11 protein-coding genes are annotated in these 16242 nt (G+C 73.9%); 5 read left to right on the top strand and 6 right to left on the bottom strand.

What is annotated here, in order from left to right:
- Window positions 1–75: 75 nt before the first annotated feature.
- Window positions 76–933 carry an endolytic transglycosylase MltG gene (mltG, locus tag AB0K65_RS08325; protein ID WP_365714958.1) on the top strand — a complete coding sequence of 286 codons (858 nt, stop codon included), beginning with the start codon at window positions 76–78 and terminating at the stop codon, window positions 931–933.
- 198 nt (window positions 934–1131) lie between these two features.
- Here the strand turns inward: mltG and AB0K65_RS08320 are convergent, their stop codons facing one another.
- Complete coding sequence (locus AB0K65_RS08320; RefSeq protein WP_365714957.1) at window positions 1132–2223, bottom strand: NAD(P)-binding domain-containing protein; 1092 nt, start codon at window positions 2221–2223, stop codon at window positions 1132–1134.
- A 215-nt stretch (window positions 2224–2438) separates the two neighbouring features.
- On the opposite strand from AB0K65_RS08320, the gene AB0K65_RS08315 reads away from it, so the two are divergent.
- Window positions 2439–2861, top strand: a complete 423-nt coding sequence (locus tag AB0K65_RS08315; RefSeq protein ID WP_365714956.1) for a YjbQ family protein — start codon at window positions 2439–2441, stop codon at window positions 2859–2861.
- Window positions 2862–2932: 71 nt separating this feature from the next.
- On the opposite strand, the gene AB0K65_RS08310 is transcribed toward AB0K65_RS08315, so the two are convergent.
- On the bottom strand, window positions 2933–4177 hold the full coding sequence (locus tag AB0K65_RS08310) for a metallophosphoesterase (protein WP_365714955.1): 1245 nt from the start codon (window positions 4175–4177) through the stop codon (window positions 2933–2935).
- Between the two features lie 204 nt (window positions 4178–4381).
- Between AB0K65_RS08310 and AB0K65_RS08305 the strand changes: the two genes are divergently transcribed.
- Window positions 4382–6343: an acyl-CoA dehydrogenase family protein gene (locus tag AB0K65_RS08305; RefSeq protein ID WP_365714954.1), complete on the top strand. Its 1962-nt coding sequence runs from the start codon at window positions 4382–4384 to the stop codon at window positions 6341–6343.
- 38 nt (window positions 6344–6381) lie between these two features.
- Here the strand turns inward: AB0K65_RS08305 and AB0K65_RS08300 are convergent, their stop codons facing one another.
- The 4 genes from AB0K65_RS08300 to AB0K65_RS08285 all read right to left on the bottom strand — a co-directional run bounded on the left by AB0K65_RS08300 (window position 6382) and on the right by AB0K65_RS08285 (window position 12500).
- Window positions 6382–7035, bottom strand: a complete 654-nt coding sequence (locus AB0K65_RS08300) for a DUF4232 domain-containing protein (protein ID WP_365714953.1) — start codon at window positions 7033–7035, stop codon at window positions 6382–6384.
- 292 nt (window positions 7036–7327) lie between these two features.
- Window positions 7328–8887, bottom strand: a complete 1560-nt coding sequence (locus tag AB0K65_RS08295) for a mucoidy inhibitor MuiA family protein (RefSeq protein ID WP_365714952.1) — start codon at window positions 8885–8887, stop codon at window positions 7328–7330.
- Between the two features lie 6 nt (window positions 8888–8893).
- A complete protein-coding gene (locus AB0K65_RS08290) occupies window positions 8894–10993 on the bottom strand; it encodes a DUF4139 domain-containing protein (RefSeq protein WP_365714950.1) in 2100 nt (699 codons plus the stop codon).
- 247 nt (window positions 10994–11240) lie between these two features.
- On the bottom strand, window positions 11241–12500 hold the full coding sequence (locus AB0K65_RS08285; protein WP_365714949.1) for an FAD-binding protein: 1260 nt from the start codon (window positions 12498–12500) through the stop codon (window positions 11241–11243).
- A 236-nt stretch (window positions 12501–12736) separates the two neighbouring features.
- Between AB0K65_RS08285 and AB0K65_RS08280 the strand changes: the two genes are divergently transcribed.
- Window positions 12737–13819 carry an aldose epimerase family protein gene (locus AB0K65_RS08280; protein ID WP_365714948.1) on the top strand — a complete coding sequence of 361 codons (1083 nt, stop codon included), beginning with the start codon at window positions 12737–12739 and terminating at the stop codon, window positions 13817–13819.
- Between the two features lie 570 nt (window positions 13820–14389).
- Window positions 14390–16096, top strand: a complete 1707-nt coding sequence (gene araB, locus AB0K65_RS08275; protein ID WP_365714947.1) for a ribulokinase — start codon at window positions 14390–14392, stop codon at window positions 16094–16096.
- Window positions 16097–16242 lie beyond the last annotated feature (146 nt).

Genomic DNA, 16242 nt, shown 5'->3' with positions numbered 1-16242 from the left:
CCCGTCCCAGGGACCGGCGGCGCCGCCGCGTGTACGGTCCCCGGTTTCGCGGGGGCGCCGGGTTAGCGTGCGGCCATGACGCACAGGCAGCCCGACCGCCGCCGCCGCGCCCGGCTGACCCGGCGCGGCCGCATCGTCCTGCTCCTCGGCGCCGCCCTCGTCGTCGCCACGGCGGTCACCGTCCCCCTGCTCCTCTCACGCGACGAGCCGTCCCCGGCTCCGGTCGAGAAGGAGCGGACCCTGCTGATCCCCGAGGGCTGGCGGGCGACGCAGGTCTACCGCGCCGTGGACACCTCCCTCGGCCTCGCGGCGGGCACCACCGGCCGGATCGCCGGCGCCCCCGCCACCCGCCTGAGACTGCCCGCAGCCGCCGGGGGCAACCCGGAGGGCTATCTGTTCCCCGCGACGTATCCCGTGACGTCCGCGACGACCCCGCAAGGGCTGCTGCGCTACATGGTCGCCACGGCGGGCACGAGGTTCGGCACCGAGGCCATCACCGCCGGGGCGCAGCGCAACGGCGTCAGCGTGCACCAGACCGTGATCATCGCGAGCATCGTGCAGGCGGAGGCGGACACCCCCGATGACATGGGGAAGGTCGCCCGCGTCGTCTACAACCGCCTCGCGCGCGGCATGTCGCTCCAGATGGACTCGACCCTGAACTACGCCCTCGGACGCTCCACCGTGGACACCACGCACGCGGACACCAGGATCGACAGCCCGTACAACACCTACGAGCGGCAGGGCCTGCCGCCCACACCGATCGGCAACCCGGGCGAGCAGGCGATGAGCGCGGCGATCGCGCCGGCCGAGGGGGAGTGGCTCTACTTCGTGACGGTGAAGCCCGGGGACACGCGGTTCACGAGCGACTACGCCGCACACGAGGCGAACGTGGCGGAGTTCAACGCGAACCGGCGGACGGCGGCGACGGGCTGAGACGGCGCGCTGGGGGCGGCGGACGGCGGCGACGGTGGGCTGAGACGGCGCGCTGGGGGCGGCGGGCGGCGGGCGGCTACGGCGGTTCGAGGGACGGCGCGTCCGGGCGGCGGGCGGCGACGGCGGGTTCGGCTCGAAGCGGCGCGGTGCTTCGGCGGGCGGCGGCACCGGGTTGCGGCGCCGGGTCGGGGCGGCGGATCAGGGCCCGGCCAGGGCCACCCGCTCCCGGTCCAGCAGGCGGCGGATCTCCGTGACGGCGGCGCGGCCGGCCCGGTTGGCGCCGATCGTTGAGGCCGAGGGCCCGTACCCCACCAGATGGACGCGTTCGTCCCGCGCCGCACGCGTCCCCTCCACCCGGATGCCGCCACCCGGCTCGCGCAGCCGCAGGGGCGCGAGGTGGTCGATGGCGGCGCGGAACCCGGTCGCCCAGAGGATCACGTCCGCGTCGACGGTCCGGCCGTCGTCCCAGGCCACCCCGCTCGGCGTGACGCGGTCGAACATGGGCACGCGGTCCAGGACACCCCGCTCCCGCGCGCTCCTGATCGCGTCGTTCAGCGGGAGCCCGGTGACCGAGACCACGCTCTGCGGCGGAAGTCCCCTGCGGACCCGCTCCTCCACCAGCGCCACGGCCGCGCGCCCCTCCATCTCGCCGAACGGGCCCTCGCGGAAGACCGGCTCGCGCCGGGTCACCCAGGTGGTCTCCGCCGCGACCTCGGCGATCTCCATCAGATGCTGCGTCCCCGAGGCACCGCCACCGACCACGACGACCCGCAGGCCCGCGAACGCCTCGGGGCCCGGGTAGCCGGCGGTATGCAGCTGACGGCCGCGGAAGGTCTCCTGACCCGGATAGCGGGGCCAGAACGGCCGGTCCCAGGTGCCGGTGGCGTTGATCAGGGCGCGGGGGGCGTACGCCCCCTCCGAGGTCTCGACGAGCAGGCGGCCCCCCTCGCCGTCCCGGACCGCGTGGACCTCGACGGGCCGGTGGACCCGCAGGGCGAAGCGCTCCTCGTACGAGGCGAAGTACGCGCCGATCACCTCGGAGGACGGCCGCCCGCCGTCGGCCCCGGTCAGTTCCATCCCGGGAAGCGCGTGCATGCCGTGGACCTTGCCGTAGGTGAGCGAGGGCCAGCGGAACTGCCAGGCGCCGCCGGGCTTCGGAGCGTGGTCGAGCACGACGAAGTCCCGGTCCGGCTCCATACCGGTCCGCCGCAGGTGATACGCGGCCGAAAGCCCGGCCTGCCCGGCACCGACGACCACCACGTCCACGTCTCGTCCACCGAAGTCGTTCACGATTCCACCAACCACGGAGCGCCCCGGGATCTTCCCCCCTCCGGGGGAGCGGAACCTCCGGACCTGCGGACCTCCGGAGCCTCCGCGCCGGGGTGCCGAGTGTGACGTCGGCCCCGGTCGGCAGGGGCGCCCGTCGCGTGCCGGGGAAGGTCGTCGCCCTGGGGCCGTGCGCGTGGGGAGTGTGAGAGGACTGCTCCATCCGCCACCATGGAGCCATGAGCCACGGATTCGAGACCCGCACCCTGGACGTCACCACCGGTGCGTCAGAGACCGTCTACGACCTGACCCGGGACTGCGCCTCCTTCCTGGCAGAGGTCGCGCAAGGCCGGGATGGACTGCTGAACGTCTTCACGCCCCACGCGACCACGGGCGTGGCGCTGATCGAGACGGGAGCGGGCAGCGACGACGACCTGCTGACGGCCCTGCACCACCTGCTCCCGGCCGATGAGCGCTGGCAGCACCGCCACGGAAGCCGGGGGCACGGCCGCGACCACGTGATGCCGGCCATCGTCCCGCCCCATGCGACGCTTCCCGTGATCGGCGGCGAACTGGCGCTCGGGACCTGGCAGTCGGTCTGCCTGGTGGACACCAACAAGGACAATCCGCAACGCCAGGTCCGCCTCTCGTTCCTGGGGTGAGTCCGGGCTGAAGCGGCGCTGCGGGGCGGGCTCGGCCGCCCCCGTCCCGCCGCCGCGCAGTACCCTCCCGGTCACCGCGCCCCGGGTGAGGACCGCTGCGGGGAGCGGAGCACGAGCAGGGTGATCTCGCTGGGGGCGAAGACGCGGAAGGGCGGGCCCCAGAAGCCGGTGCCGCGGCTCGTGTAGAGGAGGGTCCGGGTGCCGTGGCGGCTGAGGCCGGCGACGGCCGGCTGGTCGAGGCGGAGCAAGTAGTGGAAGGGCCAGATCTGGCCGCCGTGGGTGTGGCCCGACAGCTGGAGATCGATGCCGTGGGCGGCCGCGCGGTCGACGAACGTGGGCTGGTGGGCGAGGAGGAGGACGGGAAGGCCGGGGTCCGCGCCGTTCAGGGCGCCGGCGAGGTGGGCGCGGTGGCCCGCCAGGCCGGAGGACTCTGCGGTGACGTCGTCGACACCGGCGACCACGAGGGTGTCACCGCCGCGTTCGAGCAGGAGATGGCGGTTGCGCAGCGGCTCCCACCCCAGCTCGTCCATCAGGTCGACCCAGCCCTGGGCCTCGCTGTAGTACTCGTGGTTGCCGGTGACGTAGACGCGGGCCCGGGTCGCCTGCACGGTGCCCAGCGGGGCGGCCTGGGCGCGACGGCGTTCGGCCGTGCCGTCCGCGATGTCGCCGGTGTGGCAGACCAGGTCGGCCTCCAGGGTGTTCACCGTCTCGCAGACCCGGGCCGACCAGCGGGCGCGGTCGAGCGGGCCGTAGTGGGTGTCGGTGATCAGGACGACGCGGGTGCCGTCCAGCCCGGCCCCCAGGCGCGGGAGTTCCACGTCGAGCCGGCGCACGCGTGGCACGCGTCGGGCCTCGGCGTAGCCCCAGGCGAGCAGCACGGCGGTCACGCCGACGGCGGCCCAGGTGACGATGCGCGCCCGGCCCTGTCCGTCACCGACGCCGGCCACGGCCAGAGCGAGCCGCAGCAGGACGCCGAGCAGCACGGACCAGGTGAACAGGACCCACACGCCCCCCAGCAGCGCGTCACCGATGATCGCCGCCCGGTCCTGCCGGCGCCGACCGTGGCCGCGCGCCATCGCGAGCGGCATGCCGATCAGGCCGAGGCCGGACAGCGTGGTGCCGGCCAGGGCGACGGGGAGCGGCCAGTGCTGGCCGGTGTACAGGAGCACCCAGCACGGCACGGCCCACAACAGGACGGGGGCGATCAGGGGGAGGTAGCGCATCACGCGCCGCAGTCGGCTCCGAGGCGCCACTTGTGCCCCTTGCGCCCCATGCGTTTCGTCGGCGGCGGATCGGGTGCTGCTGGTCTCGGTCACGCTTCCCCTCCTGAGGCTCTGTCCGGCGGATCGTGCCCGCAGCGGAGCCGGCCGGCGGCGACGCCGGAGTGTCGTCGTAGAAGCCCATTGTCCGCCGTCGCGGCCCCCGCACCCACCGGCTCCGCGGCATACGCCGGGCGGCCCGGGTGGCGGCACCGCTCCGCGGCCCTGGTTGATCGTTCCGGCGCGGGGTAGCGACAGGGCATGGCCTCCGACAACGCATCCCCTGCCACCAGCGGCCACGTCCGGCCCGAGATCGACGTCTGCGCGCTGACCGCGCTGCTCGACGGCGAGTACGCCGAGGTCCGCGACCTGGTCCGTGCCAATCTCACGACGCACGCCTCCGTGCTCGACGACGCCGACGAACTCGGTGTCGACGCGTTCCGGGAGCGGGTGCGCGAGATCGTGGTCGACATGGCCGCGACGGGTCAGACCGGCATGGGGTTCCCGCGCGCGCACGGCGGGGGCGGTGACGTCGGAGCTTCGATCGCCGCGTTCGAGACGCTGGCCTTCGGCGACCTGTCGGTGCTGGTGAAGGTCGGCGTCCAGTTCGGACTCTTCGGCGGCGCGATCCTGCACCTGGGCACCGAGCGCCATCACGACGCCTATCTGCCGGACCTGGTCACCGGGCGGCTGATGGGATGCTTCGCGATGACCGAGACCGGGCACGGCTCGAACGTGCAGGCGCTCGGCACCGTCGCGAGGTACGACGCCGCGAGCCAGGAGTTCGTCATCACCACCCAGGGCGACCAGGCGCGCAAGGACTACATCGGAAACGCGGCCCGTCACGCCGAACTGGCCGTCGTCTTCGCCCAGCTCGATGTGGGCGGCACCTCCCAGGGGGTGCACGCCTTCGTCGTGCCCGTCCGGGCCGGAGGCGAACCGGCGCCCGGCGTCCGGATCGAGGACGACGGCCGCAAGATGGGTCTCAACGGTGTCGACAACGGCCGTCTGTGGTTCGACGGAGTGCGCGTGCCGCGCGAGGCGCTGCTCAACCGGTTCGCCGACGTCACCTCCGAAGGCGTCTACACGAGCCCGATCGAGAACCCCAACCGGCGCTTCTTCACCATGCTCGGCACGCTGGTGCAGGGCCGGGTCAGCGTCGGCGGCGCCGGGGTCAACGTCGCCAAGGTCGCCCTGACCATCGCCACCAAGTACGCCGTGCGGCGCCGGCAGTTCGAAGCCACCGCCGACGCCGAGGAGCAACTGCTCCTCGACTACGGCCTGCACCAGCGCCGGCTGCTGCCCCTCATCGCGCGCACCTACGCCCTGCACTTCGCGCAGGACGTCGTGCGCACACAGCTCCACGACGTCTTCTCCGGCGCCGAGGACGATCCGCACGCGCGCCGCCGGCTGGAGTCACGGGCCGCGGGCACGAAGGCACTCGGTACCTGGCACGCCACCCGCGTCGTCCAGGAGTGCCGCGAGGCGTGCGGCGGCGCAGGCTATCTCGCCGTCAACCGGTTCGCCGCCCTCAAGAGCGACAGCGACGTCTTCACCACGTTCGAGGGCGACAACCACGTCCTGCTGCAGCTCGTGGCCAAGGGCCTGCTCACCGACCACGCCAGCGAGTTCGAGGACCTGGACCAGCTCGGCATGGTCCGCTACGTCACCGGCCTCGCCCTCGAGACGATCATCGAGAAGACCTCCGCCCACAAGCTGCTGGAGCGGGTACGCGACCTGCTGCCCGGCGGCGACGCGTGGGACCGCGAAGCCGGCCTGCTCGACTCGGAGTACCAGCTCGCCATGGTCCGCTACCGCGAGGAGCACATGCTCGCCGGCGTGGCCCGACGCCTCAAGCGCGGCATCGACCAGAAGCGCGACCCGGGAGCCGTCTTCTCCCAGGTGCAGGACCACGTCATCGCGCTCGCCCACGCGCACGTCGAGCGGCTGGTGCTGGAGGCGTTCGTCGACAGGGTGCGCGCGCAGCCCGAGGGCGGCAACAAGGTCGCGCTGGGGCTGCTGTGCGACCTGTTCGCCCTCTCGACGATCGAGGCGGACCGGGCCTGGTTCATGGAGCACGGGCGGCTGACCGTCCAGCGGTCCAAGGCGATCAGCCGCGAGGTGAACGACCTCTGCCGCAGGATCAGGCCTCTCGCGGTCGACCTCGTCGACGCGTGGGGCATCCCGCCCGAGATGCTGCGCGCCCCGGACCTGGTGGGCTGATCCGAGGCACGGCAGGGCGGGAGCGGCGGGCGGCGCGGCTACAGGCTGAGCGCGTCCTCCACGTTGTCCATCCAGGGCGTCACGGAGGTCTTGTCGGAGACGTACAGGCCGGGGGTCGAGGCCGTGAGCGGCGTCTGCTCCAGATCGGACTCGGTGTTCATCGTCATCGCGATCGTGTGGACGGTCCTGCCCGTCCCGTCCTTGGCGCCGCCCATCAGACCGGCGTACGCCGACGCGCCCGGCTCGAGCCTCAGTGCCTCCTCGATCCCGGGTGCCTCGCCCCGTGCCGTGGCCTGCCCGTCCAGATCGCCGAAGGTGACGACCGGATGCCCCAGGGCCCGGCACGCCTTGGACCCCTTGTTGGTGATCTTCAGCAGATAGCTGCCGGTCGTGGGCTCCGCCAGGGTGGCGGTGAACGTCACGTCGTGCGTGCTGCACGGGAAGACGTCGTAGTCGGCCGAGGAGCCGCCACCGCCTCCGGACGCGCTACCGCCGGGGGTCGCCGACGGCTTGGACGGCTTCGACGGCTTGGACGGCGTCACCGGCCTCGGCGGGGCGGCGGACGTCGACGGGCTCGCGGCCGGCCCCCCGGCCCCGCCCGACGCGCCGTCCTCGGTGGGCCCGCAGGCGGCCAGGGCCAGGGCGGTACCGGCGGCGGCGAGGACGACGGCGACTCTGCGTACGGTGCTCATGGTGTGGTCCCCCCGAATGAGAAGCGCGAAGTGCGCTGTGCTGAGCACCAGCGTCCCGCCGAAGGTTCACGAATTCGTGACGGTGTCTCGCCGAAACCACCACGGTATCGCGGCCGGAGCCGCGTCCCGCCGGGACGCTCGGCTCCTGCGGGACGGCCGGGGCGGGCCCGGCGCGTGGGGACGAAGGCCGGCCCCAGGGGCGCGCCCGGCCCCGGCTCGGTGGCGCGCTCGGCTCCGGCGGACGGGGCCCCGCCTCAGAGGCGCGTCCGGCCCCGGGCGGACGGGGCCCGCCTCAGAGGCCGGTGACCTTGGAGCTGGCCGAGAGTTCGTAGACCAGGGTCACCGTGCGGCGACCGCCCGGCGGGAGGGCGACGTCCCAGCGGACGATGCCCTCGGCGTCGACCGCGTCGGGCGCGGGGGAGCACGCCTCCTTGCGCAGCCGTACCTCGACCGCCGAGACCTCGGAGACCGGGATCCGCTCGCGGAGGGCGACCACCCGCTCGCCGCGCTCACCGGGCGCGGAGAAGCGGGACAGATGCAGCCGGACGGTGCGCGTGACCACGGTCCGCTGAGTGAGACCGGCCGTGTCCCGGGTCTCCTCGGTCTGGCGGACGACGCTGTGGTCGTCACGGCTGCCGAAGGCGAGCTCGACGGGTGCGCCGGGGGCGGTGAAGTCCAGCGTGCCGCGGCCGCCGAAGCCGCTGTCGCGGATCAGGTCCACGGGGCCGGCGAGCAGCGCGTGACCGGACAGGTTGTCGAACCGCACCACTTCGGTGACCAGGGCGGAGAGCTCCGGCGAGCAGGCGTACTCGCTGATCACGGCCGTCTCGAACGAGGAGAGCGGCACGCGGTGGGCGCGGCCGTCGCCGGGCACGGAGACGCGCGCGGGGGCGTGCAGCACCCGTGCCTCGCCGCCGTCGTCGACCCCGGGCAGGCCGAGTACGGGAGCCGGCCCGAGGTTCCCGATCTCCTCCTCGCGCAGCTCGACGTCGACCGTGCGGCGCTCCGCGGCGGTGCGGTCCTTGAGCGTCAGCCGGTCCTCGCCCAGCCGTGGCGGATCGGTGGCCAGCGCCGACCGGGCCGTCGACAGCGTCAGCCGTACGTCCGACCAGTCCTCGCCCGTACGCTGCCAGACCATCGCGTCGGTCTCCAGCGTCAGCGCGCCGCCGTTCAGCACGGCCCGATAGGCGGGCCGCCACAGGGCACAGGGCGTGAGGTGGCTCAGGCGCAGCTCGGCGGGCCCCGCGGCCTCGGCCTCCACGGTCAGTTCGATGTGGCCGACCAGCTCGGCGGGCTGGTCCTCGTAGAGAGCCATGGCCCGCTCGGCTTGCCCGAGTTCGGCGGCGACGGCGGCCAGCTCGGCCTCCACCGTACGCAGTCGCTCGGCGTACGTGTCGCGCTCGCCGTCCACGCGGTCCAGCTCGCGCTCCCACCGGTCCCGCTCGGTCTCGCCGTGGCCCGCTCCCTCGCCGATCTCCCGCAGCAGGTCGGCCGCGAGGCGGCCGAGCAGGTCGAGGCGGCCGCATGTCCGGTCGCGTCGCTGTTCCAGGGTCAGCCGCTGCTCTTCGAGGGCGTGAACGCGTCGGCGCAGGACGGAGTCGTCGGGGGAGGGCATCCCCCCGCGCGGGGTCCAGCTGCGGACGATCCGTACGTGGTGCACCGTCGCGGGACGGTCGGCGGTCACCTCGGCGTGGAGGGTCCGGTCGACGGCGAGCGCGCTGACCGGCCCCAGACGCAGCCGCTGCGCCCCGGCCTCCAGGTCGAGTACGACGGTGCGTTCGACGTGGGCGCGGTCCTCGAGGCACGTGACGGCGGTGACGGGGAGGGCGATCGGCTCGGGGTGCGTGGTCATGGCGGGTCAGCTCCTGCGGTTGCCGCCGACCAGGGCCTTGCCGGTCGGGATGCGGATCTCGTAGCCGCCGTCGAGGGCGGTCGTGGCGCCCGCGGGCAGCTCGAGCCGCCAGACGCGGGTGCCCGGAGTGTGGTGATCGGGTCCGGTGCCGTCCTCCGGCGTCGTCCAGTCGGCCCGTTCCTCGATCCGTACGTCCGGTTCGGAGGTCACCGGCACCCGTTCGCGGACCTCGACGGTGACGGGCCGGGCGAGCCGGTTCGCCAGCTCCACGTGGACGCGGTGGTCGAGCACGGTGGTGTTGTTGCGCAGGCCCGACGTCGACTCGTTCAGGTGCGTACGTCGGGTGACCTTGACGGCCTCGGCGGGGCCGAGGCCGACCCGGCGGACGGCGCCGGGCGCGAGGGTGGGCAGGGCGGCGGTCAGCAGGAACTCGTCGTCGACGGTGACCTCCACCGGGCCGGCCAGCAGTGCCTGGTCGGTGGCGTTGGAGAGGACGAGCGTGGCGTACACGGTCTGTTCCACGGACGGCACGCACAGGTACTCGGTGCGCAGGCCGACCGGGATCTCGCCGACGGTGACGGTGTGCCAGGTGCCGTCCGACGGGACGTCGGCGCGAGCGGCGGCGTCGAAGCGGTGATCGAAGGAGCCCGCCGACACGCGGGGCCGCACGGCGTGCCCGGGCAGCGGCAGCGCGGCCACGGCCTCGGCACGGCGGCGGTACTCGGTCGCCACCGGGTCGAAGGGGGAGCCGGGGAACAGGCGGCCGCGGCGGTCGCCCGGCTCGTCGGGGCCGCTCAGGACCAGGGCGGCGTAGTCGAGTTCGGCGCCGCTCGGCCGCGGCGGACCGGCGACCGGCGGCGGCACGGGCGCCGGCGGAGGCGGAGCGAAGGCCCGGCCCGGGGCCGCGGGCGCCATGGCGGGCGGCGCGCCGAGGGGACCGCCGCCCCCGGCCGGCCTGCCGGCGGGTCGCCCCGTGGCGGGTGGCGCGAGGTCGGGCATCGCGGCGAAGACCCCCGTGGAGGCGCTGTCCGCGCCACCCGGCGCCGGGGGCATGCCGCCGTAGCCCTGAGGTGCCGGCGGCGGGGGAGGAGGCAGTGGCGGCGCTGCACCGAACGGGGCGCCGCCCGCGGCGACCGGGAGCGCGGTAGACGCGGCCGGGCGGGGGCGGGGCCCGGCCGCTTCGTAGCCCGAGAACAGGTCGGTGAGGCCCGCCGGGGGCTCGCGCCAGCCGGACGGGGCGGGGGTGGGCTGACGGCGTCCGATCCTGGTCGAGCGAAGCCTCGGCAGGTCGGTGCGGCGCCGCAGGTCGGCGGTGGCCAGGCCGACGCGGACGCCGGTCCAGTCCTCGCCGGTCCGCTGGGCGACCGAGGCGCGGAGCACCAGCCGGCCGCCGCCGTCACCCTGACGGTGGGTGAGGCGGTAGGTCGGCACCCAGACGGCGCCCGGCACCCCGTATTCCAGCTCCACTTCCATCTCCGCTGCCGAAGCGCCTGAGGAGTCGGAGACGTCGAGGGTGAGAACCGCGCAGACCGTGGTCTCCACGCGTGCGGAGGGGGTGTCGGTGGAGGCGCGGGCGAGCCGGTCGGAGGCGACGGTGAACTCCCGCTCGGCCTCGCGCAGTGCCTCCTCCAGCTCGACGAGCCGGGCCTGCAGGGCCGTCAGCCGCTCGTCGACGAAGTCGCTGAGTTCCAGCCAGGCGTCGACCGGAGTGCGGCGGTGCGGATCGTCCCGCTTGCGGGCGGGCGGGACCGGGTGCAGCGCCCGGACCTCCTCGATCCGGCTCAGCTGCCGGTCCCTGCGGGCCCGCGCCGCCGTGTACGCGTCGCTCAGCCGCTCGACCTCGCGCCGCGAGACGCCGGGCGTGGCCGCGGACGCGGCGCGCGGTGCGGCCTCGACCTCCACACGGGCCTCGGTGACGCGTATCCCGGTGGCGTCGAGGACACGGGCCCGCAGCGAGTCGGGGTCCAGGGAGCGGGGCAGGCCGGTGACCCGTACCCGGCCGTCCGGCGGCACGCTGCCCCGGGCCAGGCGACGGCAGAGCGCGCCCTGTGCGTACACCACGACCGAATCGAGGCTCGATGTCCACCTGTGTGCCGCCGCCGCCATGTGCTCCCCCCCGCTGTTCCGTGCTGAGCGAAGACTACGCCCGGGCGGCCCCACGTCCAGGGGGAAGGCGTTCTCCTTCTGCTGCGTCCGGGCGGTCGGCCTTCCCGCCGTCGTCCGGCTTCGGGCACCCGGGGGAGCGGAGGTGACCATCCGACTCGCCCTCCCCGGCCCGGCCGTGCCGGGGAGGGCGGTCCGGACCGGGCCGGCGGCGCGGCGGCGGTCCTCTGGTCCCGTCCCGCGGTCCGGCTCAGAGGCGGAAGTGACGGCTGACGAAGTCGTTGCGGAACACGCCCGCGGGGTCCTTCGCCCTCATCAGCTCGGCGAAACGGCCGTAGTGGGGGTAGAGGCCGCGCAGGGCCTCCGGCTCCGTGACGAAGAGCTTGCCCCAGTGCGGGCGGGCGGCGAAGGGCGCCAGTGCCTCCTCGATCACCCGGAGGCTGCGCGTGACCGCCGCCGGGTCGGGCAGCCAGGTGAAGTGAAAGGCCACGGTGTCGCGCCGGTGGGCCGGGCTGAGCCAGAGGCCGTCCGCCGCCAGGCTCCGGATCTCACCGATCCGCAGGTGGGGCGCGAAGGCGTCGCGTACGGCGTGCAGGGCGTCGAACGCCGGTACGGCGTCCCGGCGTTCGACGAAGTACTCCGACTGCAGTTCGTCGCCGCTGCTGGGAATGTGCTCACGTCGGAAGTGCGGCAGCCTGAGATGAGAGGGGCCCGGCAGGCCCGCCTGCGGGGTGCAGGCGCCGGCCGCCATGCCGGGAACCGGGTGCCTCGGCCCGTCGGCCGGCACCGCGCCGAGCCAGCGCCGCGCCCCGGGCACCGGCCCCTTCTCGTCCACGCGCCGCTTGAGCCAGATCTGGTCGATCGGGCCGCCTTGCCAGCGGGTGAACAGGCTGACGCTGTAGGCAGCGGACATCACCTCGTCGAAGTCGTCCCTGAGGGTGGCGAGGGGAAGCCCTTCGTAGACCCACTGCTGGACGTCGAATGCCGGTACCACATCCAGCGTCAGGGCGGTGACGACGCCGAGCGCGCCGAGGGCGACGACGGACCCCGCGAAGTGTTCATCGCCTCGTTCGGTCCTCACCAGTTCGCCGGTGGCGGCCACGTACTCGACGGCCCGCACGGCCGAGGAGATGGTGGCGTTGCCGTCCCCTGAGCCGTGCGTGCCGGTGGCACAGGCGCCGGCGATCGACAGGTGGGGCAGGGAACCCAGATTGTGCAGTGCGTACCCGGCTTCGTGGAGGGTGCCGGTGATCTCGCCGAAGCGGGTTCCCCCGCTCACGGTCAGGGTGCGGTTCCGCCGGTCGATGTCGAGAACGCGCGGGAGGCGTGCCGTGGACACCAGGTCCCCGGCGGTGTCGGCTATCGCGTTGAACGAGTGGCCGGTGCCCAGGGCGCGGACGGCCCGGGATCCGGCCACCAGTTCCTGAAGCTCCCCGATCGAGGCGGGAGTTCGGAGGTCCTGCGCGCCGAAGGCGATGTTTCCGGCCCAGTTGGTGAGGGTGTGGCGCATCTCTGTCCTGTCGTGGAGAAGGGCTGTCGTGGAGGAGGGCTGAGCAGATCGGCGTGAGCGCTCACACCGTAGGCGTCCGAGGACGCCGCTGCGGAGCGCGACCGTGGCTGTTGTGAACCGCGAAGTGACCCCGGGTCAGGGGTGTGTCACGAATGCGTCACAGGAGTGCGACCTCTTGAAGAGTTGTCAAGTGAACGCTCACAATCGGTCGCGTGTTCATGCCTGAAGGGACTTCCATGACCCCCTCCCCGCCCCGCTTCGCCGGAGGTCCGCCCGTCTGCCGTTCCGGCACGGATTCCGGGCAGCGATGGACCTTCGGCGTTCCCGGCGTGCTCGTCGTGGAAGTGCACACCCGGGGTGCCCGCCTGCACCGCCTGTGGGTGCCGGACCGGCACGGCGACCTGGCCGACGTCGTCCTCGCTCCTCGCGACCCGGCGCGGACGGCCGACGCCGCCCGGTACTTCGGTGCCACGGTCGGGCGCTACGCCAACCGGATCGCACGCGGTCGGTTCACGCTCGACGGCACGCCGTACCGGCTCACCGCCCAGGACGACGGCCACTGCCTGCACGGCGGGACCGACGGTTTCGACAACCGGATCTGGGAAGCCGAGAGCGTGCACACCCCCGAGCGCACGGGCGTGCTCCTCCACCTGCGCAGTCCCGACGGCGACCAGGGGTTCCCGGGAAACCTGAGCGTGACCGTCGGCTGTCTGGTCGGCGCGAACGGCGAACTGGCGCTCTCCTACGCGGCGGTCACCGACGCCGCCACCCCGGTCAATCTGACCAACCACGCCTACTTCAACCTGGCGGGCGAGGGGAGCGGTGACGTCCTCGGCCACGAGCTGACCGTCGACGCCACCCACTACACGCCGGTCGACGAGGACCTCATTCCCCGCGGAGACCACCGGCCCGTCTCCGGCACGGCATTCGACCTCCGCCGACCGCGCACGATCGCCGAGGCGCTGACCGGCCCCGGCGGCCGGCTCCTCGCGGCGGGCGGCGGATACGACCACAACTTCGTCCTCGGCCCCCACCCGAGCGACACGCCGAGGCGCGCCGCCGTCCTCTATGCGCCTGCCACGGGCCGGTCCATGGAGGTGCTGACCACCGAGCCGGGACTCCAGGTCTACACCGCGGGGCAGTTCGACGGCACCGTGGTCGGAAAGAGCGGCATGCCCTATGGGGCGGGCGCCGGCATCGCGCTGGAGACCCAGCACTTTCCCGACTCCCCGAACCGCCCCGGCTACCCGTCCACCGTGCTGCGGCCCGGCGACGAGTACCGGTCGAAGACGGTCCTGCGGTTCGGCACCCGCGACTGACCCCGCCGGCGCCCACCGGCACGGCCCGTGCGCGCCGGCGGAGAGCGGGCCGCCTCGCGGAGGATCGTGGGCGGGGCGCCGCCGTGCGAACTTCGTATTCTCGCGCGGTCGGTGTCGCCCCCTGGCTCCTGAGTCCCTCGTCGTTCCGCCATGACGCCGTTTGTGAGCGTTAGCATCGTCCTGATACGCCCGCGGCGGATCGCCCCCTCCCGCGCGACGGCCGGTGCGCCCGGAGGAGCAGCCCAACGGCAACCGACGCCCGCGCATCGTGGGGGCGGGGGCGCGCCGTGCGCGAGCGCCGGATGCCGTTGCCCGCGGGATCGCTCCCGGCCTTTCGCGTGAGGGGTCGTTGCCCGCGAGTCCTCGGCAGATCCCGCGTCGAAGGCAGGTGTCGTCCCGCGGCGACGCGGAGCCGTGACGCTTCCTGTCACCCCTCGTGGAGCGAAGGGGTCGCTCGCCTCCCATCGTCACCGGCAAAAGTGCACTCAGGCCTTGCCGAATCCGATTGTGAGCGTTAACAATCAGCGGGGATGGACCGCCACCCCTCCACCAGACGAGAGAGACCGCATCGTGACCCCACACGCCTCTTCCGGCCCCGCCGACCGTCACCATCCCGATGCCTGCACGGTCGGGGTGGACTTCGGCACCCTCTCCGGGCGTGCCGTCGTGGTCAGGGTCCGGGACGGCGCCGAACTCGCTTCGGCGGTCCACGAATACAGCCATGCCGTCATCGAGGACCGCCTCCCCTCGACCGGGGCCCGGCTGCGCCCCGACTGGGCCTTGCAGCACCCCGAGGACTGGCGCGACGTCCTGCGCACCGCCGTCCCGGCGGCGCTCGCCGACGCCGCGGTCCACCCCTCCCGCGTCATCGGCATCGCCACCGACTTCACCGCCTGCACCGTCCTGCCCACCACGCCCGACGGCACCCCCCTCGCCCTGACGCCCGAGTGGGCCGACCACCCCCACGCCTGGCCCAAGTTGTGGAAGCACCACGCGGCCCAGGACCAGGCCGACCGCATCAACGCCCTCGCACACGCCCGGGGCGAGAAGTGGATCGCACGGTACGGCGGCAGGATCTCCTCCGAGTGGCAGTACGCCAAGGCCCTGCAGGTCCTGGAGGAGGATCCCGACGTCTACGCCGCCTGCGCGCGCTGGATCGAGGCGGCCGACTGGATCGTCTGGCAGCTGACCGGCAGCGAGTCGCGCAACACCTGCACCGCCGGTTACAAGGGCATGCACCAGGACGGCACCTACCCCTCGTCCGACTTCCTCGCCCGGCTCCACCCGGACTTCGCGGACTTCCCCGCCACGCGCCTGGAGCACCCGCTCTCGCCCCTGGGCTCCCGCGTCGGCACCCTGAGCGCCCGGGCCGCACTCTGGACCGGCCTGCCGGAAGGCACCGTCGTCGCCGCGGGCAACGTCGACGCCCACGTGGCCGCGCCCGCGGCAGGCGCCGTGGAGAACGGCCGCATGCTCGCCATCATGGGGACCTCCACCTGTCACGTCCTCAACGGCGCCGTCCTCGCCGAGGTCCCCGGCATCTGCGGAGTCGTCGACGGCGGAGTCGTCGAGGGCGCCTACGGCTACGAGGCCGGGCAGAGCGCGGTCGGTGACATCTTCGCCTGGTGGCTGCGTCAGGGTGTCCCGGACGACTACCGCGCCGAGGCCGCCGCAGCCGGTGAGGACCTGCACCAGTTGCTGTCCCGCAAGGCCGCCGACCAGGCGGTCGGCGCACACGGCCTGGTCGCCCTGGACTGGATGAACGGCAACCGTTCCACCCTGGTGGACCACCACCTCTCCGGAGTCGTCGCGGGACTCACCCTCGACACCCGGCCCGAAGACGTCTACCGGGCCCTGCTCGAATCCACGGCCTACGGCACCCGGATGATCGTCGAGGCCTTCGAAGGCGGTGGGGTCCCCGTCGAGGAGTTCATCGTGACCGGGGGCCTGAAGAAGAACGCCCTGCTCATGCGGATCTACGCCGACGTGCTCCGCCGCCCCGTCTCCCTGGGCACCTCCGAGCAGGGACCGGCGCTCGGCTCCGCCATCCATGCCGCCGTCGCCGCGGGCGCCTACCCCGACGTCCGCTCCGCGGCCTCCGCCATGGGAAGCGTCCAGCGGCACGCCTACGTGCCCGACCCGGCGCGGTCGGACGCCTACGACGCGCTGTTCGCGGAGTACCGCGCCCTGCACGACCACTTCGGCACCGGGGCTGACCTCCTCCTGCACCGCCTGAGGCGGATCCGCAACGCCGCCCGCACCGCCGCCACCGACTGACCGGCCGCCCCACCACCCGGATCCGCACTCCCACCGAGCCCGCCCGGCCCGGCCTCTTCGTTCCGGCACGAGCCCACCCGGACCCGCACCCCCACCGAGCCCGCCCGGCCCGGCCTCTTCGTTCCGGCACGAGCCCACCCGGACCC

This window comes from Streptomyces sp. NPDC053755 (assembly GCF_040677675.1).
Taxonomy (GTDB): Bacteria; Actinomycetota; Actinomycetes; order Streptomycetales; family Streptomycetaceae; genus Streptomyces.
The sequence above is the reverse complement of the archived record's forward strand: the minus strand, read 5'-3'. Positions and strand labels throughout refer to the sequence as shown.